This is a genomic window from Herbidospora solisilvae (assembly GCF_009901565.1).
Taxonomy (GTDB): domain Bacteria; phylum Actinomycetota; class Actinomycetes; order Streptosporangiales; family Streptosporangiaceae; genus Herbidospora; species Herbidospora solisilvae.
On sequence record NZ_WXEW01000003.1, the window covers coordinates 447128 to 472827 of the forward strand.

The window sequence follows — 25700 nt, forward strand, 5'->3', positions numbered from 1 at the left end:
TTCGCCCCTCGGGCAGTGCGAAGATCGCATGCCATGAGAAGACTGCTGGCCACCGCCGTCGCCCTGGTCGCGATCATTCCCGCCGCGCCCGCCGCGGCCGCTCTCCCGTCGGGACTGGTGTTCTACCGGTACGAGAAGGGGGTGACCATCCACACCCCCTACGCCAGGCACACCGTCGACCCGAACGGCCAGTTCTCGGTCTCCCAGGACGGCCGCAAGGTCGCCTACGTCGACATCGACGGCAAGGTGCACGTGAAGGCCGACGGGGTCGACAAGGTCGTCGCCTCGGGCGCGGTGGCGGGCACGCCGTGCGCCACCCCGGCCTGGTCGCCCGACGGCACGAAGGTCGCCTACGCGGTCATGTCGACCGAGGGCACCGCCCCGATCGCGGTCGTCGGCGCGGACGGCAAGGGCCGCAAAACGGTCGGCCGGACCTACGGCGTCTGCCATCTGGCCTGGTCGGGCAACGGCCGCTACCTGGCGGGCTACACCGGCACCACCGACGGCGTGCACGTCCTGGACGTCACGACCGGCAGATCGCGCAAGGCCAAAGGCGTCGGCCGGGCCAACCACGTGCAGTCGCTGTCGCCCGACGGGCGCAAGGTGGTCTACCGCGCGCTGGGGCGGAACACCGAGGGCGGCGACGGCACCTGGCCGCTCTGGTACACCCCGCGCATCGTCGACACCGTGACGGGCAAGCGGGTGGTGCCGCCGGTCAAGGGCACCCTGATCGGGGCCATGTACCTGAACGACGGGAAACTCGCGGTCAGGGTCAAGGGCGCGACCCGGAACACGGTGGTGATCCTCACTCCGGGCTTCAAGGTCGTCAGGAAGATCTCCGAACCGTTCCAGTACCGGAAGTACGCGCTGCTGCGGGTGCTCTGACGGCGACGGCCCGGCTCCCCCGGAGCCGGGCCGTCGCGTGTCCGGCCTAGACGAGCGCGGGCTCCTTGCGCGGAGCGGGCAGTTCGTCCTCGTCGTCGTCGCCGTGCGACAACGTCGGCAGCCAGTTCAGCCAGCGCGGCAGGTACCAGTTCCACTCGCCCAGCAGCCGCATCGTGGCCGGGAGCAGCACCGCGCGGACGATCGTCGAGTCGATCAGGATCGCCGCCGCGAGGCCCACGCCCATCTGCATGAACGTCAGCAGCGACAGGGTGGCGAAGACCGCGAACACGGCCACCATGATGAGGGCGGCGCTGGTGACCACCCCGGCCGTGGAGCGGATGCCGTGGGCGACCGCGTCCTCGGTGCGCATGCCCTTGTCGTAGGCCTCCCTGATCCGGCTCAGGATGAACACGTGGTAGTCCATCGACAGGCCGAACAGGATGACGAACAGGAACATCGGCAGCCAGTCGGTGATCGTGCCCGTCGACTGGAAGCCGATGACGCTCTCGCCGTACCCCCACTGGAAGACCAGCACGAGCACGCCGTACGCCGCCGCGACCGACAGCAGGTTGAGCAGGATCGCCTTGACCGCGACCACCAGGGAGCGGAAGGAGACCAGCAGCAGCACGAACGCGAGCAGCAGCACGAACCCGAAGACGAGCGGCCGGGTGGCCGACATCTGGTCGTTGAAGTCCATCGACCCGGCGGTCGAGCCGGTGACGTGCGCGCCCGGCAGGGTGGCCGGGATGATCGTGTCGCGCAGCTCGTGGATCGCGTTCTCCGAGACGGCGTCGGTGCCGGTGCCCTTGACGCCGATGCTGATCCGGGCGACGTCGCCGCGCGGGTTGACGTCGACGGTGACCGGCTCGTTGAAGTGGCCCGAGGCCAGCGCCCGCTGCTTGAGCCGCTCGATCGCGGCGGTGTCGGGGTTCTGCACGACCACCACGGCGGGTTCGTTGCCGCCGGGGAAGGCCTTGTCGATCGCCTTGAACGTCTCGGCGATCTTGTAGTCGCCCTGGAGCTCGTCGATCGTCTGGGGGCCGGGCTTCAGGCTCAGACCGGGCACCGCCAGCGCGATCATCAGGCCGCCGGCGACCACCACCGAGACGATCGGATGGCGCAGCACCGGCCGCAGGATCGCCCCCCACACGCGGCTCTCGCCGCCCCGCACGCCCAGGATGCGCCGCCAGGTGACCCGGCCCCGGGTCAGCACCCGGACGGTGCCGTGGAATGCGCGGGCGTCGACCTTGTCGCCGATCAGCGACAACAGCGCGGGCAGCGCGGTCAGCGAGCCGACCACGGCGGTCAGCACGACCAGGATGGTGCCCTCGGCGAAGCCCATGAAGATGCCGTTGCCGGTCAGGAACATGCCCGCCATGGCGACGATCACGGTGATGCCGGAGATCAGCACCGCCCGGCCTGAGGTGCCGGCGGCGATCTCGATCGCGCGCTGCTTGCTCCGGCCCTTCGCCCGTTCCTCCCGCTCCCTCATGATGTAGAAGAGCGAGTAGTCGACGCCCACGGCCAGGCCGATCAGCAGCATGACGTTGGTGGTGGCGGCGTCGACGGCCAGGAACTGGCTGGTCAGGGCGAGCAGACCGGTCGCGGCGGCGATGGCGGTCAGCGCGAGCGCCACCGGGATGACCGCGGCCAGGATCGCGCCGAAGGCGGCCAGCAGGATGCCCAGCGTGATGGGCAGCGAGAGCTGCTCGGCCCGGACGAAGTCCTCGTCGATGGCCTCGCCGATCAGCTTGTCGGCGCTGGCCCCGCCGGCCTGCTCGACCCGCAGTCCGGGGTGGCGGGCCTGCACGCCGTCGACCGCGTCGAGCAGCGGCTGCACCCGGTCGGCGGCGGTGTCGGCGTCGCCCTTCATGGTGAACTGGATCAGGGTGGTCCGGCCGTCGGCCGTCACCGGGGCCGGAGAGGTGATCTCGTCGACCAGGCCGGTCGCGGTGATCGAGCGCTTCACGTCGTCGATCGCCCGCTGGAAGGCCGGGTCGTCGGTGGTCAGCTCGGTGCTCTGTACGAACACGACCTCGCCGGCCGGGTCGACGTACCCCGCTCCGTCGAGGATCTGCCCGGCGGCGCGCGAGTCGCCGTTGGCGCTCTCGTAGGACTTCATCTCCGCCGTGCCGACGGCGCTTCCGACGAGCGTGGCCCCGGCCACGAACGCCACCCAGATCAACAGCGCCCACCAGCGGTGGCGTGCGCTCCAGCCGCCCACCCGGGCGGCGATGTTCCGATTCCGAACCATGTCTACGAACGTAGAAATCGATCGGGGCCGGAACCTCCTGCGTGGATGGGAGATCGGCCCTCCTTCCGGAGAGCTAGGGGACAACCCCGGCTAACCTCAGGGCTGTGATCCCCGCAGACGTGTTCTACGCCCGGCTCCACCGCGTGATCCCGGCCGCCGCCGGGTTCGTCACCGACCCCGACGACCGGGTGCTGCTCGTGAAACCCAACTACCGCGACATGTGGGGCTGGCCCGGCGGCCACGTCGACGAGAGTGAGACCCCTGAGGAGGCCTGCGCCCGGGAACTCAGGGAGGAGGTCGGGTTGACGCTCTCCGTGGGGCGGCTGCTCGTCGTCCATTGGGTGCCGGAGAAGGACGAGCGGCCCTTCCCGCTCGTCCACTTCACCTTCGACTGCGGCACCCTGCCCGACGGCGCGCGGATCACCATCCAGGAGGAGGAGCTCGACGACTGGGGGTTCTTCACCCCCGCCGAGGCCGACAAGATTCTGCCCGACTGGCAGGCCCGGCGGCTGCACGCCTCCGTCGCCGCGCGCGCGTCGGGAGGGTTCAGCTACCTGAGTTGAGGCGGGCCAGTTCGTCGGCCGACAGCGCCAGGTCCAGCGCCTTCAGCGAGTCGAGGATGCTCTCGGGGCGGCTCGCGCCCGGGATCGGCACGATGCGCGGGCTGCGCGCCAGCTGCCAGGCCAGGCAGACCTGCTGCGGCGACACCCCGTGGGCGGCGGCGATCTCGCCGAAGGCGGCGTGCCGGCTGCCCAGCTCGGCCGCCGAGCCCATGCCGCCCAGCGGCGACCACGACAGGAACGCGATGTCGATCTCCTCGGCGACGTCGATCTCGGGCTCGCTGGTGCGGAACCTCGGCGAGAACTCGTTCTGCACGGCCACCAGGTCGTCGCCGAGGATCTCCCGCGCGATCCGCAACTGCTCCGGGTCGGCGTTGGAGACGCCGGCCGTCTGGACCTTCCCGGCCTCGACGAGGTCCTTGATGGCGCCGATCGCCACCTCGTAGGGGACCTGCGGGTCGGGCCGGTGGTGGAAGTAGAGGCCGATCGACTCGACCCCCAGAGCCTTCAGCGAACGGTCACAGGCCTGGAACAGGTACTCGGGCCGGCTGTCCCTGCCCCAGCCGCCGCCGGGCGTGCGGGTGTGCCCGCCCTTGGTGGAGACCAGGACCGACCCGGCGTCGCCGCTCCAGCTCGCCAGGGCCTTGGCGACCAGACGCTCGTTGTGGCCGACGTCGGTGTGCGAGGGCGTGTAGGCGTCGGCCGTGTCGATGAGGGTGACCCCGGCGTCGAGTGCCGCGTGGATGGTGCGGATCGACTGGGCCTCGTCCGGCATGTGACCGGCGGTGGACATGGGCATCGCGCCAAGACCGATGGCGCTGACCTGACGGCTTCCGATGCGGCGGGTAATCATGCCCCTCAGGCTAGCCAGGGCCTTCACAGACGTTTCAACAGCGCCTGCTTGGCGGTCGCGAACTCGTCGTCGGTCAGCACCCCGTCGCGGTGCAGCGCGCCCAGTTCGCGCAGGCGGCGGAGCACGACGTCGTGGTCGTCGTCCTTCGGGACGGCCTCGACCGCGGGCGGTTCGGCCAGCGGATGGGGCAGCCGGGCCACGACGGCGGTCACCAGCAGGGCGACCGTGCGGGTCTCCTTGTCGAGGCCCCACAGGACGACCGAGGAGGGGTCGTGCTTGATCGGCGGCCGGGTGGACGGCTCTTCCTTGCGGGTGAACCTCAGCCGGCCGTTCTCCATGCCGCCGTTGGGGATCCACTCGACGGCCGCGAGGTCGGCCAGCGCGATGCGCTGTGGCCCCGCCTTGCGCTTGGAGGTGTCGGCCGCCCAGTTGAACTCGATCAGGATCAGGTCGCCGTCGAAGGTGATCAGGGCGTCGGAGGCGTTGGCGGTCAGCGGCACGGGAGGGCCGGGCAGCAGGAAGCGGTCGCTGGGCCCGTCGGGCACGCCTTCGGCGAGCAGGGCGGCGCGGACCTCGTCGGCGAAGTACTCGGCCACGCCCGTGCGGTCGGCGTCGATCGTGAGCCTGTAGGGGTCGGCGGCCTCGGGGAGGCGTCCGCCCGTGGCGTGGCTGAACGGGTCGGCGCCCTCGCGCATGCGCAGGCGTAACTGGCCGCCCTTGCGGGCGGGCTGGTAGGCGATGCCGGCCACGGCCGCGAGCGGCACCACGAGTTCTCCGAGGGCCTGGCGGAGCTTGTTCACCCCGCGCTCCTTGGCGGGCACGATCCGGATGACGTCGCCATTGAAGGTCCACGAGCCGTCGCGTACCAGCACCTCGGTCATGGCCGGATCTTACGCATCAGGTGGCAAAGTGGGGATTATGCGTGTGGGGATTCTCGGGCCGCTCGAAGTGCGGTCCGACAGGGGCGACGCCGTGACGATCGGCGGGGCCCGCCTCCGTGCCCTGCTGGTCCGTCTCGCGCTCGACCCCGGCCGGCTGATCACCCACGACGAACTGGCCGAGGCCCTCTGGGGCGACGCGCCCCCGGCCGACCGGGCCAACGCCCTCCAGTCCCTCGTGTCGCGGTTGCGCCGGGTGCTGCCCGACCCCGCGGCGCTGCGCTCCGAACCCGGCGGATACCGGCTGACGCTGCCGAAGGAGAACGTCGACGCCCACCGGTTCGCCGCGCTGGCCGCGAGCGGACGGGCCGCGCTGGCCTCCGGCGACCACCGGCGGGCGGCCGGGCTGCTGGGCGAGGCCGCCGCGTTGTGGCGGGGGCGCCCGCTGGCCGACGTGGCCGACGCGCCGTTCGCCGACGCCGCCGTGGCCGGGCTCGACGAGGCCTGGCTGACCGCCACCGAAGACCGGCTCGAAGCCGAGCCGGTGATCACCGAACTGCGCGACCTGGCCGCCCGCCATCCCCTGCGGGAACGGGTGCACGCCCTGCTGATGCGGGCGCTCGCCTCCTCCGGGCGGCGGGCCGAGGCGCTGAGCGTCTTCGAGGAGGTCCGGCACGCCCTGGCCGACGAGCTCGGCGTCGACCCCGGCGCCGAGCTGCGCGAGGCCCATCTGACCGTGCTGCGCGAGGAGCAGGCGCCGCGCCGGGGGCGTCCGGTGTTGCGGGCGCCGCTGACCAGCTTCGTCGGCCGCGACCACGACATGGCCGAGATCGGCCGGCGGCTGGCCGACAGCCGCCTGGTCACCCTGGTCGGCCCCGGTGGCGCGGGCAAGACCCGGCTGGCGAGCACGGTCGCCGCCGGGCTCGACCGGCCGGTCTGGCTGGTGGAGCTGGCCCCGGTCACCAACCCCGACGACGTGCCGCAGGCGGTGCTGACGGCGGTGGGTGCGGGGCAGACGAAGGTCCAGGAGGGCACCGTCGCCCGCATCGTCGAGGTGCTGTCGGGCGTCGAAGGCGTGCTGCTGCTCGACAACTGCGAGCACCTCATCGACGCCGCCGCCCGGCTGGCCGACGAGTTGCTGGGGTTGTGCCCCCGGCTGACGGTGCTGGCCACCAGCCGGGAGGCGCTGGGCATCTTCGGCGAGTCGCTCTGGCCGGTGCCGCCGCTGGCCGAGGAGCCGGCGGTCCGGTTGTTCCTCGACCGTGCCGAGGCGGTGCGTCCCGGGTTCGCCCTCACCGAGGCCAACACGCCGGTCGTCCAGGAGATCTGCCGCCGCCTCGACGGGTTGCCGCTGGCGATCGAGCTGGCCGCGGCCCGGTTGCGCTCGCTCACCGTCGACCAGGTGGCGGCCCGGCTCGACGACCGGTTCCGGCTGCTGACGGGCGGGAGCCGTACCGCGATGGCGCGGCACCAGACGCTCCGTGCGGTGGTGGCCTGGAGCTGGGACCTGCTCGGCGACGACGAGCGCGACCTGGCCGAACGGCTCGCGGTGTTCCCCGGCGGGTTCACCGCCGAGGCGGCCGAGGCCGTGGGCGGCTCGCTCGACCTGCTGGCCGCCCTCGTCGACCGGTCGTTGCTCCAGCTCATCGACGGACCCCGCTACCGCATGCTGGAGACCATCCGCGAATACGGCCTGGAGCGGCTGGCCGAACGCGGTGAGGTCGACGAGGTCCGCCGCGCCCACACGCGCTACTTCCTCGACCTGGCCGAGCAGGGCGGCGGCCAGATGCGCGGCCACGGGCAGCTCACCTGGATCCGCATCCTCGGCACCGACCACGACAACCTGCTGGCCGCCTTCCACTACGCCATCGAGCGGGGCGACGCCGCCACCGCGACCCGGATGACCGCCGCCCTCGGCACGTTCTGGATGATCACCGGCCGCCGGTCGGAGTCGGTGCCCTGGCTCAAGTCGGCGCTCGACCTCGACGGCGAGATCGACCGGAACGCGTGGCTGGTCACCACGATGATGTATCTGCTGAACTCGCTGATGAGCCAGCCGGTCGAGGACGTCGAGGCCCTGATCGCCCGGTTCGGCGAGATCTCCCGGCAGGCCGACATCGACGACGACCCGCTGCTCTGCCTGCTCAGCCCGATCTACCACCTGTTCCAGGACGACACCGAAGGCGGCCTGGCCGCGATCGACCGGGCCCTCGGCGTGGCCGACCCGTGGAGCAGGGCGATGCTGCTGATGTTCCGGGGATTCATGCTGGAGAACGAGGGCGACCCCGTCGGCATGCTGGCCGACCTGCGTGAGGCCGCCGCCGGGTTCCGTGAGGTCGGCGACCGCTGGGGGCTGGCCCAGGCGCTGACCTTCATCGCCGACGCCGCCATGTTGTTCGGCGACTTCGACCTCGTGGTGAAGTCGCTGGAGGAGGCCATCGAGCTGACCCGGCTGCTCAATCCCGACGACGACGCCGGGCACCAGCGCATGTACCTGGCCACCGCCCGCCGCCGCCAGGGCGATGTCGACGGCGCCCGCCACGAGCTGCGGCTGATGGCCGAGTCGAGCCGCAACGAGTGGTCGGTCAGGGACGCCGCGTTCTCCCGGATCGGGCTCGGCGACCTGGCCCGCGAGGTGGGCGACCTGGTCGAGGCGCGCATCCAGTACGAGGAGGCGGCCGCCGCCGTCGACCGGTCGGGCATCGTGTCGCCGCAGTTCCGGGCGCTGGTGCTGACGTGTCTCGGCCATCTGGCGGTGGCCGAGGGCGATCCGGACGCCGCCGCCACCGCCGCCGCCGAGGCCGCCGAACTGGCCGACTCGGTACGCGACCGGCCGGTGCTGGCCCGGGTGGGCGTGCTGGCAGCCGAGGTGGAGGCCGTACGCGGGAACACCGAAGGGGCGGCCCGGATACTCGGCGCGAGCGAGCAGCTCCGGGGCGCCCCCGACGCGTACAACCCCGACGTCTTCCGCATCTCCGTCCAGTTGCGGGAGACCCTCGGCGACGAGGCCTACCGGCAGGCCTACGACAAGGGCGCCGCCCTCGACCGGCCGGCCGCGATCGATCAGGTCCTGCGCCGGTAGGCCCGCACCGCCAGCGGTGCGAAGACCGCGAGCAGGCCGAGACCCCAGGCGGCGACCCAGACGACGTGCGTGGCCACCGGTCCGCCGATCATGAGGCCGCGGGCGGCCTCCATCGCGTGGGCGACCGGGTTGACCTGCACCCACGACTGGAGCCAGCCCGGCAGGGTGTCGACCGGGGCCATCATGCCGGTGCCGAAGGTCAGCGGGAACATGGTCAGGAACGCGACGCCCTGCACCGCCCCCGGCTCCCGTAGCACCATCCCGAGCAGGACGAAGGCCCAGCTCAGGCAGAACGCGAACGCGATGGTCATGACCACGGCGGCCAGCGCGGGCACGATCCCGTTGACCAGCTCGAAGCCGAGCACGAGCCCGCAGACCGTGAGCGAGAGCGTGGCGACGACGTAGCGGATCAGGTCGCCGAGCACCGATCCGATCAGCGGCGCCGACCGCCCGATCGGGAGGCTGCGGAACCGGTCGAAGACCCCCTTCTTGAGGTCGGTGTTGAGGCTCACGCCGGTCGCGACCGAGGCGAACACGACGGTCTGCACCAGGATCGCCGGGAGGAGGAACTGCAGGTACTGGTGGGTGTCCCCGGCGATGGCGCCGCCGAGCAGGAACACGAACAGCACCACGAAGATGATCGGCTGGAGGGTCACGTCGAGCAGTTGCTCGGGTGTCCTGATGGTCTTTATCAAGCTGCGCCGCGCGAGGGCGAGACTATGTCTGACCAGCCCGAAAGGGCGTGGCTGCGAGCGGGTGGGGACGGGCTTCTCGTGCTGTACGGGGGAGAGCGTGGTGGTGGTCATGGGGGATCGCCTCTCAGGCCGCTTCTTCGTCGGTGGCGCGCTGGCCGGTGAGGGTGAAGAACACCTCGTCCAGGCTGGGCAGGCGCAGGGACAACTCGGTGACGGAGACGCCGGCCTGGGCCAGCCGCGCCACCGCCTCGGTGAACTGGGCGTCGCCGTCGACGGGCACGGTGACCACGCCGCGGCTGGGCGACTCGGCCGGACGGCCCGAGACGCTCGTGAGGATGGCCTCGGTCTCGGCGAGGCGGGCCGGGTCGGCGGGGCGGGCGAGGATGGTCTGGCCGCCGACGATCTGCTTGAGCTGGGCGGGGGTGCCGTGGGCGATCGACCGGCCGTGGTCGACGACGGTGATCTCGTCGGCCAGCGCGTCGGCCTCCGCCAGGTACTGCGTGGTCAGCAGCACGGTCACGCCGTCCTTGACCAGCCCGCGCACGATGTTCCACACGTCGTCGCGCTTGGACGGGTCGAGGCCGGTCGTCGGTTCGTCGAGGTAGATGACGTCGGGGCGGCCGACGAGGCTGGCGGCCAGGTCGAGGCGGCGGCGCATGCCGCCCGAGTAGGTCTTGGCCTGCCGCGCCCCCGCGTCCGCCAGCCCGAACTCGCCCAGCAGCTCGGTGGCCCTGGCCACCGCCTCGCTCTTGCGCAGATCGAGCAGCTGCCCGATGAGGACCAGGTTCTGCATGCCGGTCAGATCTTCGTCGACGGAGGCGTACTGGCCGGTCAGGCCGATCAGGCGGCGGACCTTGGCGGCGTCCTTGACGACGTCGAGCCCGCCCACGAACGCCCGTCCCTCGTCGGGGCGCAGCAGCGTGGCGAGGATCCGCACGGCGGTCGTCTTGCCGGCCCCGTTCGGGCCGAGCACCCCCAGCACGGTCCCCTGCGGGGCGGAGAGATCGAGCCCCGCCAGGGCGGTCGTCTTCCCGTAGCGTTTCACGAGGCCCCGGGCCTCGAATGCGTATTCCATGCCTCCCAGCGTGCGGCCCGCCCCTGTCATCCGGCGCACAGCGCGCTGTCAGCCTCAGCGGGCCCTCAGCAGCGCCTCAGCCGGCTCTCAGCGAGTTGTGCGGAGCCAGTCGCCGGGCCAGGTCGAGGGCGGCCGCCCGGCCGGCCCGGTTCGCGCCGACCGTGCTGGCCGAAGGGCCGTAGCCGACCAGGTGGACCAGGGGGTCGGCCACGACGCGGGTGCCGTCCATGCGGATGCCGCCGCCCGGTTCGCGCAGCTTCAGCGGGGCGAGGTGGCGGAGGTCGGCGCGGAAGCCGGTGGCCCAGACGATGACGTCGGCGGGGAAGACCTCCTCGCCCCACGACACGCCGTCGCTCACGAGGTGCGTGAACATCGGCCGCCGGGTCAGCACGCCGCGTTCCAGTGCCTCGGTGACGACCGGGGTGTAGGTCAGGCCGGTCACGCTCACCACGCTCTGGGGCGGCAGGCCGGCCCGCACCCGCTGCTCGACGAGCGCCACCACTTCGCGGCCGTCGAAGCCCTCGGGCCGGAAGTCGGGTTCGCGGCGGGTCACCCAGAGCGTCGACCGCGCCACCGCGCCGACCTCCGAGAGCACGTGCATCGCGGAGTGGCCGCCGCCGACGACCACGACGTTCAGACCGGCGAACTCCGCCGGGCCCGTGTAGGACGCGTAGTGGAGCTGCCGGCCGTCGAAACGCCCGGGATAGAAGGGCCAATGGGGGCGGGTCCACGTTCCGGTGGCGTTGACGATCCCTCGGGCGCGCCATTTGTCGTCCACCGTGAAACCCGGCTGGACTTTTCCCACTTTGTACGGGCGGATGACGTCCAAACCCATTTGTGCTTCATAAGCGGCGAAATATTCCGGTACGGCCTCCGCCGCCGCCCTTGTCGGGTCGACAGAGGGCCGGGCCATGCCCGGCAGATCGAAGATCCCGTGCACGCGATCCATTGTCAGCGTGGGGGATCGGTGCCGCCACGCCCCGCCCGGGGAGTCCTCCGCGTCGAGCACGACCTGCGACAATCCGAACCGCCGAAGGTGGTACGCAGCAGACAATCCGGCCTGACCAGCCCCGATCACCACAACATCGACATCTCTCACGACCTTCTCAACCAAGTGAACCCCGGGAAACTTCCCGAATTAACGGGCATTTCATGGCCGAGCTTTCCCGTGCCTTTGTGTGTGCTGCCAAAGTAGATCCGCCCAGTTATTGCATGATCGGCACATGAGGTACGGAACGTACATGATCGCCCTAATCATGGGCCTGGGTTTTCTGGGGGCTGCGCTTCCCGCGCAAGCCGCCCCGGTCTCTGACACCCAAGTCGTGGGCCACGCGCCCGTTCAAAAGTACAAGAAAGCCAAGAGAGTCAAGGTGATCAAGTACCGGGTGAAGAAGCGGCACATCCGTATTCGCCCGAAGATTGAATGGCACCACATCCACCACTACCACCGCATCTTCCACACGAAGCACTGGCTCCACAAGCACCACCACCACAGGCGCCACTTCGTGCACCGGCACCACCACCACAAGCACGACAACCACATCATCCACAACCGCTGCTTCAACAAGCACCTGCACCACCTGCACGAGCACCACCACAAGCCGAAGCACCACCGCCACCATGGCCACCACTTCGAGGGCATGCAGGGCGCTCAGACCGCTCCTCGCATGGACTGGAACGAGGGCATGGACGCCGGCATCTCCGCCGAGCGTCGCGCTGTGAGCGCTTCGGACCGTCACTGCGTGCCGGGCCACTTCTACGACGAGGACGGCGACGACGGCTTCGAAGAGGAAGACGGCTTCGAGGACGACGACGACCTCGGTGGCGGCGCCATCGGCGGCCCGGCCGGTTCGGCCGCCCAGGGTTCCACCATCACCGGCGTCGTCCACGTCGCCGGCAAGCCGGTGACCCTGCTTCCGCAGCTGAACGCTCAGGTCAGCGGCGGCAGCTGCCCCGCGGGCAGCACGCTGGTCGGCGGCTCGTGGACTGTTCCGCTGCTCAGCCAGGGCGTCCCGATGGCGCCCATCCGCAGCGCCGCCAGCGGCACGCAGTGGCAGATGCAGTTCGTGAACACCGGCAGCCTGCCGACCGTCGTGACGGTCTCGTCGAGCTGCCTGGCCCACTCCTGACGATTCAACCTGATGACTCAGGAGTCGGCCGGTAGGTAACGGGTCGACAACCAGATCACCGCTCCGAGGACCAGTCCCACAGAAAGGGCCAGCCGAAGCGACGTCGCGTCGGCGAGGAACCCGATCAGGACTGGTCCGAGGAGCAACCCGGCGTAGCCGATGGCGGCCGTCTGCGCGATGGCAGGCCCCGACTGCGCCGGGTCCGCCCCGCCCGCGAGCGACAGCGCGAACGGGATCACGGTGGCCATCGCCACCCCGGCGACCAGCAGCCCGACCAGCGCCACCTCGGCCACCGGCGCCGTGATCACCACCCCGAACGACAACGCCACCACGAGCCCGCCGAAGCGCAGGCACGCGGCGGCGCCGTAGCGTCTGCGCAGCCGGTCACCGGCCAGCCGGGCGGCCAGCATGCCGCCGGCGAACAGGGGATAACCGAGGGCGGCCAGCGACTCGGGGGCGCCCAGCACGTCGCGCAGATAGAGACCGTTCCAGTCGCCGACCATGCCCTCGATCATGAACGCGGCGAAGACCACCACCCCCAGCACGTACACCACGGGCGGCAACCGCCGGCGCACCGCCGCGCCGCCGTCGTCGCTGCCGGGGTCGGGCAGGTACGTGCGCGCCAGCGCCGCCGCGATCGGCAGGCTGGCCACCGCCACGAGCAGCAGGTGGTCGCGGAACGACAACCCCAGCCGGATCGCGCCGATCCCGATGGCTCCCGACGCGATGGCGCCGATGGACCACCCGGCGTGGAACCCGCTCATCAGCGACCGGCCCGAGGCGTTCTCGGCCACCGCGCCCTGGGCGTTCATCGAGATGTCGAACAGGCCCACGGCCATGCCGAACGCGGCGGCCGCGACGATCAGCGTGACGTAGTCGGGCGCCAGCGCCACCCCGGCCAGGGTGAGCGCGCTGAGCGGCATCGACAGGGTGAGCGACCGGCCGCTGCCCAGCCGGCGCAACATGGGCCGGGAGCCCTGCATGGCCAGCAGCCCGCCGAGCGCCCACGCGAGCAGGACGATGCCGAGTTGCGATTTGGTGAGGTGGACGGTGTCGGTCATGGCCGGGACACGCACCGTCAGCGTGCCGGACATGATCCCGCACAGCACGAAGGACGACGTCGTTCCTAATCGGGCCCTGGTGAGGTCGGGGGCCAACAGGTGTCCTCTCGATCGGTCAGGGAGGGGAGGGCACGCAAACCCGACCAGGTTAAAAGACCGATCGGAAATGTGGGGATTTGGCCCGCATGTCACGATGGTTAGATGCGTGCCGGAATCACGATCCTGCCCGAACACCGCCGCCCCGAGCTCGAACGCCGCTGGCGAGCCGCCGAGGCCTACGGCTTCGCCCACGCCTGGACCTTCGACCACCTGGGCTGGCGCACCCTCGTCGACGGCCCGTGGTTCGGCTCGGTGCCGACCCTGTCGGCCGCCGCGATGGTGACCTCGACCATCGAGATCGGCCTGCTGGTCTCCTCGCCCAACTTCCGCCACCCGGTGCCGTTCGCCCGCGAGCTCACCGCCCTCGACGACCTCTCCCAGGGCCGCTTCACGCTCGGGATCGGCGCGGGCAGCCGGGGCGACTACGACTCCCGCGTGCTGGGCTGGAAACCCGCCAGCCGGCACGCCCGCTACGCCGAGTTCGTCGAACTGCTCGACCTGCTGCTGCGCGAGGAGCGGGTGTCGTGGTCGGGCGACTACTACGAGGCCGTCGAGGCGCGCAACACGCCCGGCTGTGTGCAACGCCCGCGCCTGCCGTTCCTCGTGGCGGCCGACGGGCCGAAGGCGATGGCGCTGGCCGCCCGGTTCGGCGACGGCTGGGTGACCCTGGGCGGACGCGGCAAGGAGACGCTCGACGCCTGGTGGGCCGCCGTCGCGGAGGCCTCGCGCCGGTTCGACGACGTGCTCGCCGACCTGGGGCGTCCACGGGAGGGCGTGCGGCGGTTCCTGCAGTCGGATTCCGCCCCCGTCTATTCGTTGTCGAGTGTCGAGTGTTATCGCGATTTTGTAGGAAGGTCTGCCGAACTCGGTTACACCGACATGGCCGCGCCCTGGCCGCGCGAGACTGGCATCTGGGCCGGAGACGAATCGGTCCTCGACGCGGTGGCGGCAGACGTGCTGCCGGAACTACGAAGGGCGCCATGACGGAGCTGTTCGACAAGCTCACCCCCCAGGAGCAGATCGACCTGCGGGCCCGCGGCCGGACCCGCACCTGGGCCCGTGGCGAGATCGTCTTCACGCAGGGCGACCCCTCCACGTGGGTGCTGCTGGTCCTGTCGGGCAAGGTCAAGATCTCGGCCGCGACCGAATCGGGCACCGACGTGGTGCTGGCCGTACGCGGCCCCGGAGCCGTCGTCGGTGAGATGGCCTCCATCGACGGCCAGCCCCGATCGGCGACCGTGACCGCGGTCGAACCGGTCGAGGGCCTGGCCATCCGCGACTTCGCCGGGTTCCTGCGGGAGAACGGCCGCGTCGCGGTGCTGATCATGCGTACCGTCACCGAACGCCTGCGCGACGCCGACCGCAAGCGGATCGAGTACGGCGTGCTCGACACCGCCGTCCGGGTCGCCAACCGGCTCGTGGAGCTGGCCGAGCGCTACGGCGAGCCGGTGCCGGGCGGGGTCAGCCTCGAACTGCCGCTCTCCCAGGACGAACTGGCGAGCTGGGTGGGCTCCTCCCGGGAGGCCGTCAACAAGGCGCTTCGCGGATTGCGTGATCGAGGTCTGATCGAGACGGGCCGCCGGCGCGTACTTATCAATGACATGGACGGACTGCGGCGCCGCGCACGTCAGTCGTAGTGAGTACTGGTTCACAGAACTTCCCGGCAGCCCGCCCTACTGTCGATCATGTTGCGGAATGGTGCGGGAAGGACGGATGTGGACATGAGCGACCGCCTGGCGGAGTTCGCCGCCGTCTATGTCACGCTCTACACGACCCACATGATCGTGGATCACTGGATCCAGACCGACCACCAGGCGTGCACCAAGATCAAGCCCGGCTGGGCCGGACGGCTGGCCAACACCACCCACGTCCTCACCCACGTGGTGCTCGCCCTGGCCGGCCTGATGGTGCTGGTCTGGCAGCTCGGCGCGGTCTTCGCCCCCGCCGACGTCGCGATCGGCCTGGCCGTCACGGGGGTCACCCACTGGATCGCCGACCGCCGCTGGCCGATCCAGTGGCTCGCCGCCAGGACCGGCCGCGGCAGGTTCGCCGCGCTCGGCGTGCCCCGTCCCGGCCACGACGACAACCCGTCCATCGGGACGGGGGCGTATGTTCTTGACCAGACCTGGCATCTCGCCTGGCTGTTCGTCTCGGCACTGATCATCGTCTAGGGGGCGTCATGATCCTCAGGTACGCGGCCTTCACCGCCGACCCGTCAGGGGGCAACCCGGCCGGGGTCGTCCTCGACGCGGCGGGCCACACCGACGCGGAGATGCTGGCCATCGCGGCCGAGGTCGGCTACTCCGAGACGGCGTTCCTGTTCCCCGAAGGGGACGACCGCTACACGATCCGCTACTTCAGCCCGCTGGCCGAGGTCGCCTTCTGCGGCCACGCCACCATCGCGACGTCGGTGGCGATCGGCGAACGCACCGGATCGGGCACCATCCACCTCACGACCAAGGCCGGCCCGGTCGACGTCGACGTGGTCGCCGAGCCCAACGGCCCGGTCACCGCCACCCTCACCTCGCCGCCCGCGACCACCCGCCCGGCCGACCACGCCGATGTCGAAGCGGCCCTGCGCGCCCTCGGCTACAGCGCCGCCGACCTCGACCCGGCCTTCCCGGTGCACGTCGCCAACGCCGGCATGAACCACCTGGTGGTGGGCCTGGCCTCCCGGGAACTGCTGGCCGCCCTCGACTACGACTTCGAGGCCCTCGGCGCGCTGATGGCGGCCCGCGACTGGATCACCGTGAACCTCTTCTGGGCCGAGTCGCCGACCGTCTTCCACGCCCGCAACCCGTTCCCGCCGGGGGGTGTGGTCGAAGACCCGGCCACGGGCGCCGCCGCCGCGGCCTTCACCGGCTACCTGCGCGACCTGGCCTTGATCAAGGAAGACGACGTCGTCACCATCCACCAGGGCGCCGACATGGGCCGCCCGAGCCTGCTGACCGCCGCCCCGCTGACAGACGACCAGCGAATCAGGGTCAGCGGCCGAGCCGTGCGCTTCACGGAGAGCTGATAAGACATCGCTCATATGCCGCACGGCGGTTGCCCACAGCCTCGGTGTGCCGTTCTACTTCGCCGGCCCAGGCTGCTGAACGTACGTGATCACGACTTGCCAAAGGTTCAAAGCGGACGGTCGATCGGTCTAGGTTGTCCACCGTGCAGCGCCGCAGCTACCGATATGTAGGGCCTCCCGAACTTGCGGCCCTGATCAGGCCGGGCGGCGAGGGCCGGCGGATCGGGTCGACGGCAGACCTCGACGACTGGGCCGATGGGCTGGTCCCAGGCGAGCTGGCCGAGCCGGTCACCTTCGTCGTCGACCTGGACGGGCTGCTGAGGGTGGCGTCCCGCCGGAGCGAACACGTGGCGTGCGCGGGCGGCGGCCGGGTGCTGAGCGCGGGCGAGATGAGCTTCAGCCGCGAATCAGGGCTCTGGACGGTCGCCGAAGTGAGCAATCAGTCGACCGGCTACTGCCCCGACACGAGCTCGTGGTCGGCCGTCGCCGAGGCCCTGAACCGGGCCGGCCTGAGGCATCCTGCCGGTTTCACGCATGCCGTCGTCTTCCGCAGATGTCCCCGGTGCCGGGAGCTCAACATCGTGCGGGAGAGGGACTTCGTCTGTGTCTTCTGCGGTTCGGACCTCCCCGAGGTGTGGAACGTCGATCCCTCCAGCGCCTAATTGGTGACGTCCCAGAAGGCGATTTCGTGTTCCATGCCTCGTAGGAACAACTCCCGGGCCCGCCCCGGGTGGACGTCGGCCTCGTCGATCATCTTGGCGATGCGTTCGGTGAGGGCCTGGAAGCCCGGGTCGGCGTAGGTCTCCACCCACGCCCGGTAGCGCGGTGCGGCCGTCTCGGCGAGGGACTGGCCTAGGGTCGAATAGCCCCACATGCACGGATAGAGCGCCGCCAGCCCCTCTCCGTAATGGGCGGCGCTGTCGAGCAGGAACTCGGTGTAGGCGGCGCAGGCCTTGCCCTTGGTGGCCGTGTTGAGGTCGGCTCCGTAGCGGGCCGACATCGACCGGTGGAGCGCGAGTTCGTCGTGGAAGGTCGAGTAGGCCAGGTCGACCAGGTCGCCCAGGTGGGCGTCGGGGGCCTGCCAGGCGAGCCGGGAGAAGACCCGGACGTAGTCGAGCAGGAACAGGTAGTCCTGTTCCAGCCAGGCCCGGAAGGTGGCCTCGGGCAGACTGCCGTCGGCGATCCCCCGGACGGTCGGATGGGCGAGCTGCCGCTCCACGAGGGGACGGCCGAGGTTGTGAAGTTCGGTGGAAAGCGACACGCTCCCATTTTTACCCGCCACGTCCGACGTTTCCCCCGGGCGCTATGGTGTGGACGTCGTGTGCGCCCCGGGAGGACCCATGCCCGCTGGCCCGTTGGAGCCGGGTGACCCGCCCGTCCTGGGCACCTTCGAGCTTGTCGGGCGTCTCGGCGAGGGCGGCCAGGGCATCGTGTACGAAGCCCGCTCCTCCACGGGCGAGCGCGTGGCCGTGAAACTGCTGCGCGGCGGGGCCGATCCCGCCATCAGGCGGCGGCTGGCCCGCGAACTGGAGTCGGCGCGGCGGGTGGCGCCCTTCTGCACCGCCCGGGTCCTGCACGCCGAGTTGGACGTGGCCGCGCCCTTCGTGGTGAGCGAGTTCATCGACGGGCCGTCCCTGCACGACCGGGTGCGCGACCGGGGGCCGCTGCGCGAGGGCGAGCTCGAACGGCTGGCCGTGAACACCGCCGCCGCCCTGGCGGCCATCCACGGCGCCGGGGTGGTGCACCGCGACTTCAAGCCGGCCAACGTGCTGCTCGGGCCCGACGGCCCGCGGGTGGTCGACTTCGGCATCGCCCAGCTCGCCGACGCCGCCACGTTGCCGACCTCCATCTCCGGCACGCCGCCCTACATGGCCCCCGAGCAGCTGGGCGGCGTCCACGGGTCGGCCGCAGCCGACGTGTTCTCGTGGGCGGCGACCATGGTCTACGCCGCGACCGGCGAGCCGCCCTTCGGCAACGACACCGTCGCGGCCGTCTTCAGCCGCATCCTCAACACCGCTCCTCGTCTCGACGGAGTGCCGTCGCCCTTACGCGAGACGCTGGCCCGCTGCCTGGCCAAAGACCCGGAGGCGCGGCCCACGGCCCACGAGTTGTGGGTGATGCTGATCGGCGTGGGGCCGCAGACGGCCGTGCCGACGGAGAAGCGGCGGCGCAGCGGCCCGAGCCTGGCCGCCGCCGCGGGCATCGGGTTCGCCGTCGCGGTGACCATCGGGATCCTGTGGACCGCCCTCAACGACGCCCCGGGCACCCGCGCCCAGACGGAGCCCGGCCCGACGTCCCAGACCCAGACCACCGGGGAGGGCATCCCCGCCTCCTTCGCCGGAACCTGGAGCGGCGACGTCCTGCGGGACGGGGGCGCCGACCGCACCTCCATCGTCCTCGTCCTCGAAGGCGGCGCCCAGAACGGCACCTGGCGGCGCGACGACTGCGAGCAGGACGTCCGGCTCCGGACGACCCGCGGGAACGGCGAGATCCTGGAGATGTCCGTCGTGCAGCTCGGCCAGTGTGTGGGCGGCGACATCACCCTCACGCTGACCGAGCCGGGCACGGTGGAGTTCGCGGGCCAGGAGGGCGGCGGCTCCGCCCTCTACGAGGGCACGCTGACGAAGGGTTAGGCCCGCGCGATCTGGAAGGTGTACCCGCCGGTCTTGGCCGCCCCCGACCTGACCACCAGCGCGTAGGCCCCGTCGCCGTTGGCGAGCGGGATGGGCGCCTCGTAGCCGCAGAGCGGGATCGGCTGGCGCGCGGTCGCGATGCTCTTCTCGGCCGCGTCGACGAGTTCCAGCTCGATGGCCTGGCACGCGCCGTTGCCGCCGATGAGCTTGATGGCCGTCGCGCCGTCGGAGTCGAACTCGTAGCGGTCGATCCGGCCGGGCACGTCGAGCTGGCCGTTGACGTTCAGGCCGATCGTGGTGGGGATGTCGCGGACCTTCACCGTGGCCACGCGGAAGCTGTAGGGGCCGACGACGTTCGTCTGGCCGTACACCTCGAGACGGTGTGCTCCGGTCTTGGTCAGCTTCACGACGGTGGAGCCCCACGCGAGGGCGAACCCGGACGGGCTGATCGGCTGACCGTCGACCTCGGAGACGACCTGGAACTCGATGCCGTCGCCGGACATGTCGGTCACGTAGAACTCGCGGGCGTCGCCCAGGTCGAGCGGGTAGACGTCCCGCTGCCCGGCCCGGCTGAGCTCGGCGGAGATCTCGGCGCCGTCGGCGACGACGTCCGAGGACGACTCGGCGGACTCCTCAGCGGACTTCTCGGCGGGTTCGGCGGCTTCGGTGGGTTCGGCGGCGTCCGGCGTCGCGGTGCTGACGACGGTGGTGGCCGGTTGTCCGCCGGAGACGGCGGCGCATCCGGTCAGGGCGAGGAGGACGAGGGCGAGGGGGAGAGCGGCCTTCATGCCACCAATGGTGCGCACTCCGGCTTGCAGTCGGCTTTCCGGCCGCTCAACCCGCGATCAGTCCATGAGCATGTCCATGGTGATCGGCAGCGCCCTGATCCGCTTCCCGGTCGCGTGGAAGATCCCGTTGGCGATGGCGGGCGCCACGCCGACCAGCCCGATCTCGCCGACGCCCTTCACCCCGATCGGGTTGAACGCGTCGGGTTCCCCCACGAACTCGATGTGCACGTCGGGGATGTCGGCGTTCACCGGGATCAGGTAGTCGCCGAAGGTCGCGTTCGCGATGCGGCCGGTGTCCTTGTCGGTCACCGTCTCCTCGAACAGCGCCATCCCGACGCCGCCGACGGTCCCGCCGAGGATCTGGCTGCGAGCCAGCTTCTCGTTGAGGATCCGGCCGCCGTCGTTGACCGTGACGATCCGGGCGACCCTGATCCGCCCGAGGTCCTCGTCGACGCGCACCTCCACGAACCGGGCGCCGCGTGCCCCGGCCGGGGTCATCCCGAGCTGCTCGGGTGAGTTCGGCGTCGAGTTGCCGTCGGCCGACAACTCGGTCAGGCCGTGGACGGCCAGGATGCGGGCCAGCGACTCGCCGCGCGTCGGCTCGCCCTTGCGGAACAGGCGGCCCTCCGACACCTCGATGTCCTCGAACGGCACGTTGGCCAGCGGCGAGAACGGGTCGGTCCCGGCCAGGTCGACGAACTTCTGGATCAGCCGCCCGCAGGCGTCGTGCACGGCGCTGCCGAGCGCCGCCGTGAGCCCCGAGCCGCCGGCGGCGGTGCCCACCGGCATCGAGGAGTCGCCGAGCTGCATCTCGACCTGGTCGACCTCCAGTCCGAGCAGCCCGGCCGCGAGCTGGGCCATGATCGTGTACGTCCCGGTCCCGATGTCGGTGACCGCGCTGCGGACGTACGCCGAGCCGTCGCCCTTGACGATCACCCTGGCCGAACACGGCTGCTGGTACCAGAAGAAGCTCACCCCGGCCACGCCGTAGCCGACCAGCTCGTGCCCGTCGCGCATCGACCGGATCTCCGGGTTCCGCTCCGACCAGCCGAACCGCCGCGCGCCCACCTCCAGGCACTGCCGCAGCGCGTTGCTCGACCACGGCCGCCCGGTCTTCGGGTCGACCTCGGCGTAGTTCAGCAGGCGTATCTCCAGCGGGTCGAGCCCGACCTCCCACGCCAGTTCGTCGATGGCCGACTCCAGCGCGAAGTTGCCCTGGGCGTCGCCTGGGGCGCGCATGAAGTTCGTCCACGGGATGTTCAGCCGGACCTGCTGGTCGCGGGTGGTGACGTTGGGGCTGGCGTAGGACCAGGTGGAGACCGAGGAGCAGGGCTCGTACTCGTCGCCGTCGAGCGGGAGCGTGGTGAGGCTCTCGTGCTCGATCGCGGTCAGCCGGCCGTCGCGGGTCGCGCCCAGCCTGATCCAGTTGATGCTGGCGGTGCGGTGGCCGAGGCCGGTGAACATCTCGGGCCGGGTCAGCTCCAGCTTCACCGGGCGGCCGACGTGCCGGGCGGCCATCACCGCGAGCGGGATGTGCGACCAGCAGCGCAGCCCGGCGCCGAACCCGCCGCCGACGAACGGCGTCAGCACCCGCACGGCGTCTCTCGGGACGCCGAACATCGCGGCCACCACCTGCTGGATCATGTTGGGCCACTGGTTGGAGTCGTGCAGGGTCAGGGTGTCGCCGTCCCACGACGCGACGGTGGTGAACAGCCCCAGCGGGTTGTTGGTGTTCTCCGAGGTCGTGTACGTCTGGTCGATCATCACCGGGGCCCGGTTGAGCGCCGTCCTGACGTCGCCCCAGGCGGTGTCCTCCCCCCACGGGTCCTTGATGCGCTCGGCCCTGGGGTCGTGCGGGTCGAGGAGGGCCTCGTGGCGGTCGTACTCGACCTCGATCCGGCGCGCGGCGGCGGTGGCGTTCTGCTGGGTGTCGGCGACGACGACGGCGATGTACTGGCCGTAGAAGCGGATCACGTCGTCCTGGAGCGGGGGCTGCGGGTTCTTGACGAACGACGGCGGCGCCTCGCCCAGGTGGTCGGCGTTCTCGTGGGTGATCACTTCTAGCACGCCGGGCGACTTCTCGGCCGCCGTCGTGTCCATGCGCCTGATCCGCCCCGAGGGGATGGTCGAGCGCACCACGGCGGCGTAGGCCATGCCGGGCAGGTTGAAGTCGTTGGGGTATCTGGCCTGGCCGGTCACCTTGAGAGGGCCGTCGACGCGGTTGACGCCCGCCCCCAGGATGCGCGGCTGCTGGATCGTCGTCACGAGGTCACCTCCGTGAGGGCGCGGATCAGGGTCCGCTTGGCCAGTTCGACCTTGAACGCGGTGCCCGGCACGACGAACGGGTCGCGGATCGTGCCGTCGGCCGCGCTCCGGAAGGTGTCGGGGGTGGCGGGGGCCTCGCGCAGCACCTCTTCGGCCTCGAAGCAGCGCCACGGGATGGTCCCGATCCCGCCCATGGCGACCCGCGCCTCCTTGATCACCCCACCGTCCATGATCACCGCGACGGCGGCGGAGGTGAGCGCGAACTCGTACGAGGCCCGGTCGCGGATCTTCAGGTAGATCGACCGGGTCCCCGGCGGCGGCAGCGGGATGTCGATGGCGGTGATGAGCTCGCCGTGGCGCAGCACGTTCTCCCGGTCCGGCGTCTCGCCGGGCATCAGGTAGAACTGCGTCAGCGGGACGAGCCGCTCGCCCTCCTCGCTCTGGATGTGCACCACCGCGTCGAGTGCCACGAGGGGCACCGCCAGGTCGGAGGCGTGCAGAGCGATGCAGGCGGGGCTCGCCCCGAGGATCGCGTGCATGCGCGCCACGCTGTTGACCGCCTCGCAGCCCGACCCGGGCTCCCGCTTGTTGCACGCGGGCACGGCCGGGTCGCGGAAGTAGCGGCAGCGGGTGCGCTGGAGCAGGTTGCCGCCGATGGTCGCCATGTTGCGCAGCTGCGCCGACGCCCCCCGCAGCAGCGCCTCCACGACGAAGGGCGCCCGCTCCACGAGGGTGCGGTCGGCCGCCAGCTCCTCCATGGTGGTCAGCGCCCCGACCTGCAGCATCGTGCCGTTCCTGCGCACCCCCCGCAGCGGCAGCCGGGTGATGTCGACCAGCAGGTCGGGATGGAACACGCCGTCCTTCATCAGGTCGACCTCGGTCGTGCCGCCCGCCAGGAAGTCGGCCTCCGGATCATGGGAGACCGCCCTGATCGCCTCGGCGACCGTGGCCGGCCGCTCATAGCGGAACTCACGCATTCCGGGCCACCTCCCGGACGGCCGCGACGATGTTGGAGTAGGCCCCGCAGCGGCACAGGTTGCCGCTCATGTACTCGCGGATGTCGGCATCCGTACCGGCCCTGTTCTCCCCCAGCAGCGCGACGGCCGACATGATCTGCCCCGACGTGCAGTAGCCGCACTGGAAGGCGTCATGCCGGACGAACGCGTCCTGCATCGGATGGGACTCCAGGCCCTCGATCGTGGTGATCTCCCGGCCGTCGCACTGCGCCGCCAGCGTGAGACACGCCAGGATGCGCCGGCCGTCGGAGAGGACCGTGCAGGCGCCACAGGCGCCCTGGTCACAGCCCTTCTTGGTACCGGTGAGATCGAGCCTGTCGCGGAGGGCGTCGAGAAGAGTGACCCTGGGGTCGGCCAGGTCCAGCGGATATTCCGTGCCGTTGACGGTCAGCGTGGTCATGAGGTCCCCCTTTGTAGCGACGCTAACCATCGAGGTGGGGACCGTCACAAGTGTGTACGGACGAGGATCAACACGCCCATGGGGGAGATCTGACCTGCTCCTGGCACGCTCGTGTCAGGACTGCGGGAAGTCGGTGCTGTGGGCCAGTTCGCGTCCGGCCTCGATGTCCGCCTGGAGCGCCCGCACCTTGCCGGTGGCGTAGGAGTAGGCGTCGGACCCCAGGAGCCGGCGGAGCGGGCCGTCGCCCGACGCCACGAGCGAGATGATCGCGGCGGCGCCCTTCACGGGGTCGCCGAGCTGGCTGCCCTGGAGGTTCAGGTGGTCGTCGGTCATCTGGCGGATGGCCTCGTACCCCTCCGTCGTCGAGGTCGGCAGGGCCAGCGAGTCGGTGGTCAGGAAGCTGGTGCGGAAGTAGCCCGGCTCCACGAGGGTGACCTTGACGCCGAACTCCGCGACCTCGGCCGCGAGCGCCTCGCTCATGCCTTCCAGCGCGAACTTGCCCGCGCAGTACAGACCCCAGCCCGGGACGGAGACCAGGCCCAGCACGGACGAGACGTTCACGACGTGGCCGCTCTTCTGCGTCCGGAAGATCGGCAGCACGGCCCGCAGGACGTTCCAGACCCCGAAGACCTGGACGTCGAACATCCGCCTGGCGTCGGCGTCAGTGGTGTCCTCGACCGAGGCGAGGAAGCCGTAACCGGCGTTGTTGACCACCACGTCCAGGCGCGAGAAGCGCTCGGTGGTGCGGCGGACCGCGTCGGCGACCGCGGTCTCGTCCGCGAGGTCGACCTCCAGGGCCAGCAGCCGGGAGGTGTCCACCCCGGCCAGGGCCTCGGTGAGGCGCTCGGTGGAACGGGTGGTCGCGGTGACGTTGTGACCGGCTTCGAGCAGCTGGCGCACGAGCTCCAGGCCGAGCCCGCGGGACGTGCCGGTGACGAACCAGGTCGCAGGGGTGGTCATGTGAATCTCTCCTTCATGCGGTGGGACGTGACTCAAGTCTTCGCCACGGGAGGGCTCCAGCCGGCGCCATATCCGGCCCCCTGCGTCCTGGGACGCCGCGTCCTAGGTACGGCCGATCCAGGCTCGCCCGTGGCGTTTTTTGGCAGGATGAGGCCATGGCGGCCGAGAACAGGGAGCTCGCGGATTTTCTCCGACGGGCCCGGAGCAGAGTCGACCCCTCCCGCGCGGGCCTCCCGGCCGATGACCGCATCCGCCGGGTCCCGGGCCTGCGACGCGAGGAGGTCGCGCTGCTGGCGGGGGTGTCCACCGACTACTACACGCGGCTGGAACAGGGACGGCGCATCACCCCGTCGGCCGGGGTCCTCGACGCGATCGCCCGCGCACTCGGCCTCGACGCGGCCGGGCGCGAACATCTCGGCCACCTGATCGGACCGGCCACCGGGACCCGCCGCCGCGTCCCGACCGTGCAGAGGGTGCGCCCCGGCCTGCACCAGTTCCTCGACGCCCTCGAAGGCACCCCCGCGCTGATCCTCGGCCGCAGGACCGACGTCCTGGCCACCAACCGCATGGCCAGAGCCCTGAGATCAGCGACTTCGACGCCCTCCGTCCCCGCGAGCGCAACTACGCCCGGTGGATGTTCCTCACCGACCAGGCCCGCGACCTGTTCCTCGACTGGGACGTGCAGGCCCGCGCTGCCGTGGAGAGCCTGCGTCTGGACGTCGGGCACGATCCTGGGGACCGGGCCGCCGGGGAGCTGGTGGCCGAGCTTTCCGAACGCAGTCCCGAGTTCCGGCGGTGGTGGGAGGAGCACGGGGTCTATCAGCGGACCTTCGGGTCCAAACGCCTGCGGCACCCTGTCGTGGGGGAGCTCACGGTGGAGTACGAGACGCTCACGATGCCGGGCGACCCGGACCAGACCCTGTTCGTCTACACCACCGAGGCGGGAACGGCTTCACACGAGGCCATGCGGCTTCTGACCAGCTGGGCGCTGTCCGGCGACCGGGTCTGAGCAATCAGCCGCTCCCCGGGTCGGACGATCTCAAGGCCG

The 25700-nt window shown here is 71.0% G+C and carries 24 protein-coding genes and 1 pseudogene; 12 read left to right on the top strand and 13 right to left on the bottom strand.

The window, feature by feature from the left end; all coding sequences use genetic code 11:
- Nucleotides 1-33: 33 nt before the first annotated feature.
- Nucleotides 34-885 (top strand): PD40 domain-containing protein, encoded by an 852-nt coding sequence (locus GT755_RS11730; protein WP_161479745.1) that lies wholly within the window; start codon nt 34-36, stop codon nt 883-885.
- Nucleotides 886-931: 46 nt separating this feature from the next.
- Here GT755_RS11730 and GT755_RS11735 read toward each other — a convergent pair whose 3' ends face one another.
- On the bottom strand, nt 932-3139 hold the full coding sequence (locus GT755_RS11735; RefSeq protein WP_161479746.1) for an MMPL family transporter: 2208 nt from the start codon (nt 3137-3139) through the stop codon (nt 932-934).
- A 104-nt stretch (nt 3140-3243) separates the two neighbouring features.
- Here GT755_RS11735 and GT755_RS11740 point away from each other — a divergent pair, with 104 nt between their 5' ends.
- Nucleotides 3244-3702, top strand: coding sequence for an NUDIX domain-containing protein (locus GT755_RS11740; RefSeq protein ID WP_161479747.1), 459 nt, complete (start codon nt 3244-3246; stop codon nt 3700-3702).
- On the opposite strand, the gene GT755_RS11745 is transcribed toward GT755_RS11740, so the two are convergent.
- The gene (locus GT755_RS11745; protein WP_161479748.1) at nt 3686-4552 is read right to left on the bottom strand and encodes an aldo/keto reductase; all 867 of its coding nucleotides are present in this window, start codon (nt 4550-4552) and stop codon (nt 3686-3688) included. The two genes, GT755_RS11740 and GT755_RS11745, sit on opposite strands and share 17 nt — an antisense overlap.
- A gap of 23 nt (nt 4553-4575) precedes the next feature.
- Nucleotides 4576-5433 (bottom strand): DUF4429 domain-containing protein, encoded by an 858-nt coding sequence (locus GT755_RS11750; RefSeq protein ID WP_161479749.1) that lies wholly within the window; start codon nt 5431-5433, stop codon nt 4576-4578.
- A gap of 37 nt (nt 5434-5470) precedes the next feature.
- Here GT755_RS11750 and GT755_RS11755 point away from each other — a divergent pair, with 37 nt between their 5' ends.
- Nucleotides 5471-8512: a BTAD domain-containing putative transcriptional regulator gene (locus tag GT755_RS11755; protein ID WP_161479750.1), complete on the top strand. Its 3042-nt coding sequence runs from the start codon at nt 5471-5473 to the stop codon at nt 8510-8512.
- Here GT755_RS11755 and GT755_RS11760 read toward each other — a convergent pair.
- The 3 genes from GT755_RS11760 to GT755_RS11770 form a co-directional block, all read right to left on the bottom strand.
- Nucleotides 8494-9318, bottom strand: a complete 825-nt coding sequence (locus GT755_RS11760; protein WP_161479751.1) for an ABC transporter permease — start codon at nt 9316-9318, stop codon at nt 8494-8496. The genes GT755_RS11755 and GT755_RS11760 overlap by 19 nt on opposite strands.
- A 13-nt stretch (nt 9319-9331) precedes the next feature.
- Complete coding sequence (locus GT755_RS11765; protein WP_161479752.1) at nt 9332-10282, bottom strand: ATP-binding cassette domain-containing protein; 951 nt, start codon at nt 10280-10282, stop codon at nt 9332-9334.
- 76 nt (nt 10283-10358) lie between these two features.
- Nucleotides 10359-11381 carry an FAD-dependent oxidoreductase gene (locus tag GT755_RS11770; protein WP_161479753.1) on the bottom strand — a complete coding sequence of 341 codons (1023 nt, stop codon included), beginning with the start codon at nt 11379-11381 and terminating at the stop codon, nt 10359-10361.
- Nucleotides 11382-11652: 271 nt separating this feature from the next.
- On the opposite strand from GT755_RS11770, the gene GT755_RS11775 reads away from it, so the two are divergent.
- Nucleotides 11653-12411: a hypothetical protein gene (locus GT755_RS11775; protein ID WP_156046096.1), complete on the top strand. Its 759-nt coding sequence runs from the start codon at nt 11653-11655 to the stop codon at nt 12409-12411.
- Between the two features lie 17 nt (nt 12412-12428).
- Here GT755_RS11775 and GT755_RS11780 read toward each other — a convergent pair whose 3' ends face one another.
- Nucleotides 12429-13568 (bottom strand): MFS transporter, encoded by a 1140-nt coding sequence (locus GT755_RS11780; RefSeq protein WP_161479754.1) that lies wholly within the window; start codon nt 13566-13568, stop codon nt 12429-12431.
- A gap of 105 nt (nt 13569-13673) precedes the next feature.
- Here GT755_RS11780 and GT755_RS11785 point away from each other — a divergent pair, with 105 nt between their 5' ends.
- The 5 genes from GT755_RS11785 to GT755_RS11805 all read left to right on the top strand — a co-directional run bounded on the left by GT755_RS11785 (nt 13674) and on the right by GT755_RS11805 (nt 17252).
- Nucleotides 13674-14555 carry an LLM class flavin-dependent oxidoreductase gene (locus GT755_RS11785; RefSeq protein WP_161479755.1) on the top strand — a complete coding sequence of 294 codons (882 nt, stop codon included), beginning with the start codon at nt 13674-13676 and terminating at the stop codon, nt 14553-14555.
- Nucleotides 14552-15208 carry a Crp/Fnr family transcriptional regulator gene (locus tag GT755_RS11790; protein ID WP_161479756.1) on the top strand — a complete coding sequence of 219 codons (657 nt, stop codon included), beginning with the start codon at nt 14552-14554 and terminating at the stop codon, nt 15206-15208. Before GT755_RS11785 ends, GT755_RS11790 begins: the two co-directional genes overlap by 4 nt.
- 84 nt (nt 15209-15292) lie before the next feature.
- Nucleotides 15293-15742 (top strand): DUF3307 domain-containing protein, encoded by a 450-nt coding sequence (locus GT755_RS11795; RefSeq protein ID WP_161479757.1) that lies wholly within the window; start codon nt 15293-15295, stop codon nt 15740-15742.
- Nucleotides 15743-15750: 8 nt separating this feature from the next.
- A complete protein-coding gene (locus GT755_RS11800; RefSeq protein ID WP_161479758.1) occupies nt 15751-16590 on the top strand; it encodes a PhzF family phenazine biosynthesis protein in 840 nt (279 codons plus the stop codon).
- Nucleotides 16591-16733: 143 nt separating this feature from the next.
- Complete coding sequence (locus GT755_RS11805) at nt 16734-17252, top strand: hypothetical protein (RefSeq protein ID WP_328794303.1); 519 nt, start codon at nt 16734-16736, stop codon at nt 17250-17252.
- On the opposite strand, the gene GT755_RS11810 is transcribed toward GT755_RS11805, so the two are convergent.
- A complete protein-coding gene (locus tag GT755_RS11810; RefSeq protein WP_161479760.1) occupies nt 17249-17851 on the bottom strand; it encodes a TenA family protein in 603 nt (200 codons plus the stop codon). The two genes, GT755_RS11805 and GT755_RS11810, sit on opposite strands and share 4 nt — an antisense overlap.
- 79 nt (nt 17852-17930) lie before the next feature.
- Here GT755_RS11810 and GT755_RS11815 point away from each other — a divergent pair, with 79 nt between their 5' ends.
- On the top strand, nt 17931-19223 hold the full coding sequence (locus GT755_RS11815) for a serine/threonine-protein kinase (protein WP_161479761.1): 1293 nt from the start codon (nt 17931-17933) through the stop codon (nt 19221-19223).
- Here the strand turns inward: GT755_RS11815 and GT755_RS11820 are convergent.
- From GT755_RS11820 to GT755_RS11840, 5 genes are all read right to left on the bottom strand, one after another.
- The gene (locus GT755_RS11820) at nt 19220-20011 is read right to left on the bottom strand and encodes a hypothetical protein (RefSeq protein WP_161479762.1); all 792 of its coding nucleotides are present in this window, start codon (nt 20009-20011) and stop codon (nt 19220-19222) included. The two genes, GT755_RS11815 and GT755_RS11820, sit on opposite strands and share 4 nt — an antisense overlap.
- 57 nt (nt 20012-20068) lie before the next feature.
- Nucleotides 20069-22276, bottom strand: coding sequence for a xanthine dehydrogenase family protein molybdopterin-binding subunit (locus GT755_RS11825; RefSeq protein WP_161479763.1), 2208 nt, complete (start codon nt 22274-22276; stop codon nt 20069-20071).
- On the bottom strand, nt 22273-23253 hold the full coding sequence (locus tag GT755_RS11830) for an FAD binding domain-containing protein (protein ID WP_161479764.1): 981 nt from the start codon (nt 23251-23253) through the stop codon (nt 22273-22275). The genes GT755_RS11825 and GT755_RS11830 overlap by 4 nt, the downstream gene beginning before the upstream one ends.
- A complete protein-coding gene (locus tag GT755_RS11835; protein WP_161479765.1) occupies nt 23246-23692 on the bottom strand; it encodes a (2Fe-2S)-binding protein in 447 nt (148 codons plus the stop codon). Before GT755_RS11835 ends, GT755_RS11830 begins: the two co-directional genes overlap by 8 nt.
- Before the next feature lie 114 nt (nt 23693-23806).
- Nucleotides 23807-24652 carry an SDR family NAD(P)-dependent oxidoreductase gene (locus GT755_RS11840; protein ID WP_161479766.1) on the bottom strand — a complete coding sequence of 282 codons (846 nt, stop codon included), beginning with the start codon at nt 24650-24652 and terminating at the stop codon, nt 23807-23809.
- A 155-nt stretch (nt 24653-24807) separates the two neighbouring features.
- Between GT755_RS11840 and GT755_RS41080 the strand changes: the two are divergent.
- Both GT755_RS41080 and GT755_RS41085 read left to right on the top strand, forming a co-directional pair.
- Nucleotides 24808-25185, top strand: a pseudogene (locus GT755_RS41080) (helix-turn-helix domain-containing protein); the annotation flags it as partial.
- Nucleotides 25186-25286: 101 nt separating this feature from the next.
- Nucleotides 25287-25661 carry an MmyB family transcriptional regulator gene (locus GT755_RS41085; protein ID WP_328794304.1) on the top strand — a complete coding sequence of 125 codons (375 nt, stop codon included), beginning with the start codon at nt 25287-25289 and terminating at the stop codon, nt 25659-25661.
- Nucleotides 25662-25700: the final 39 nt, after the last annotated feature.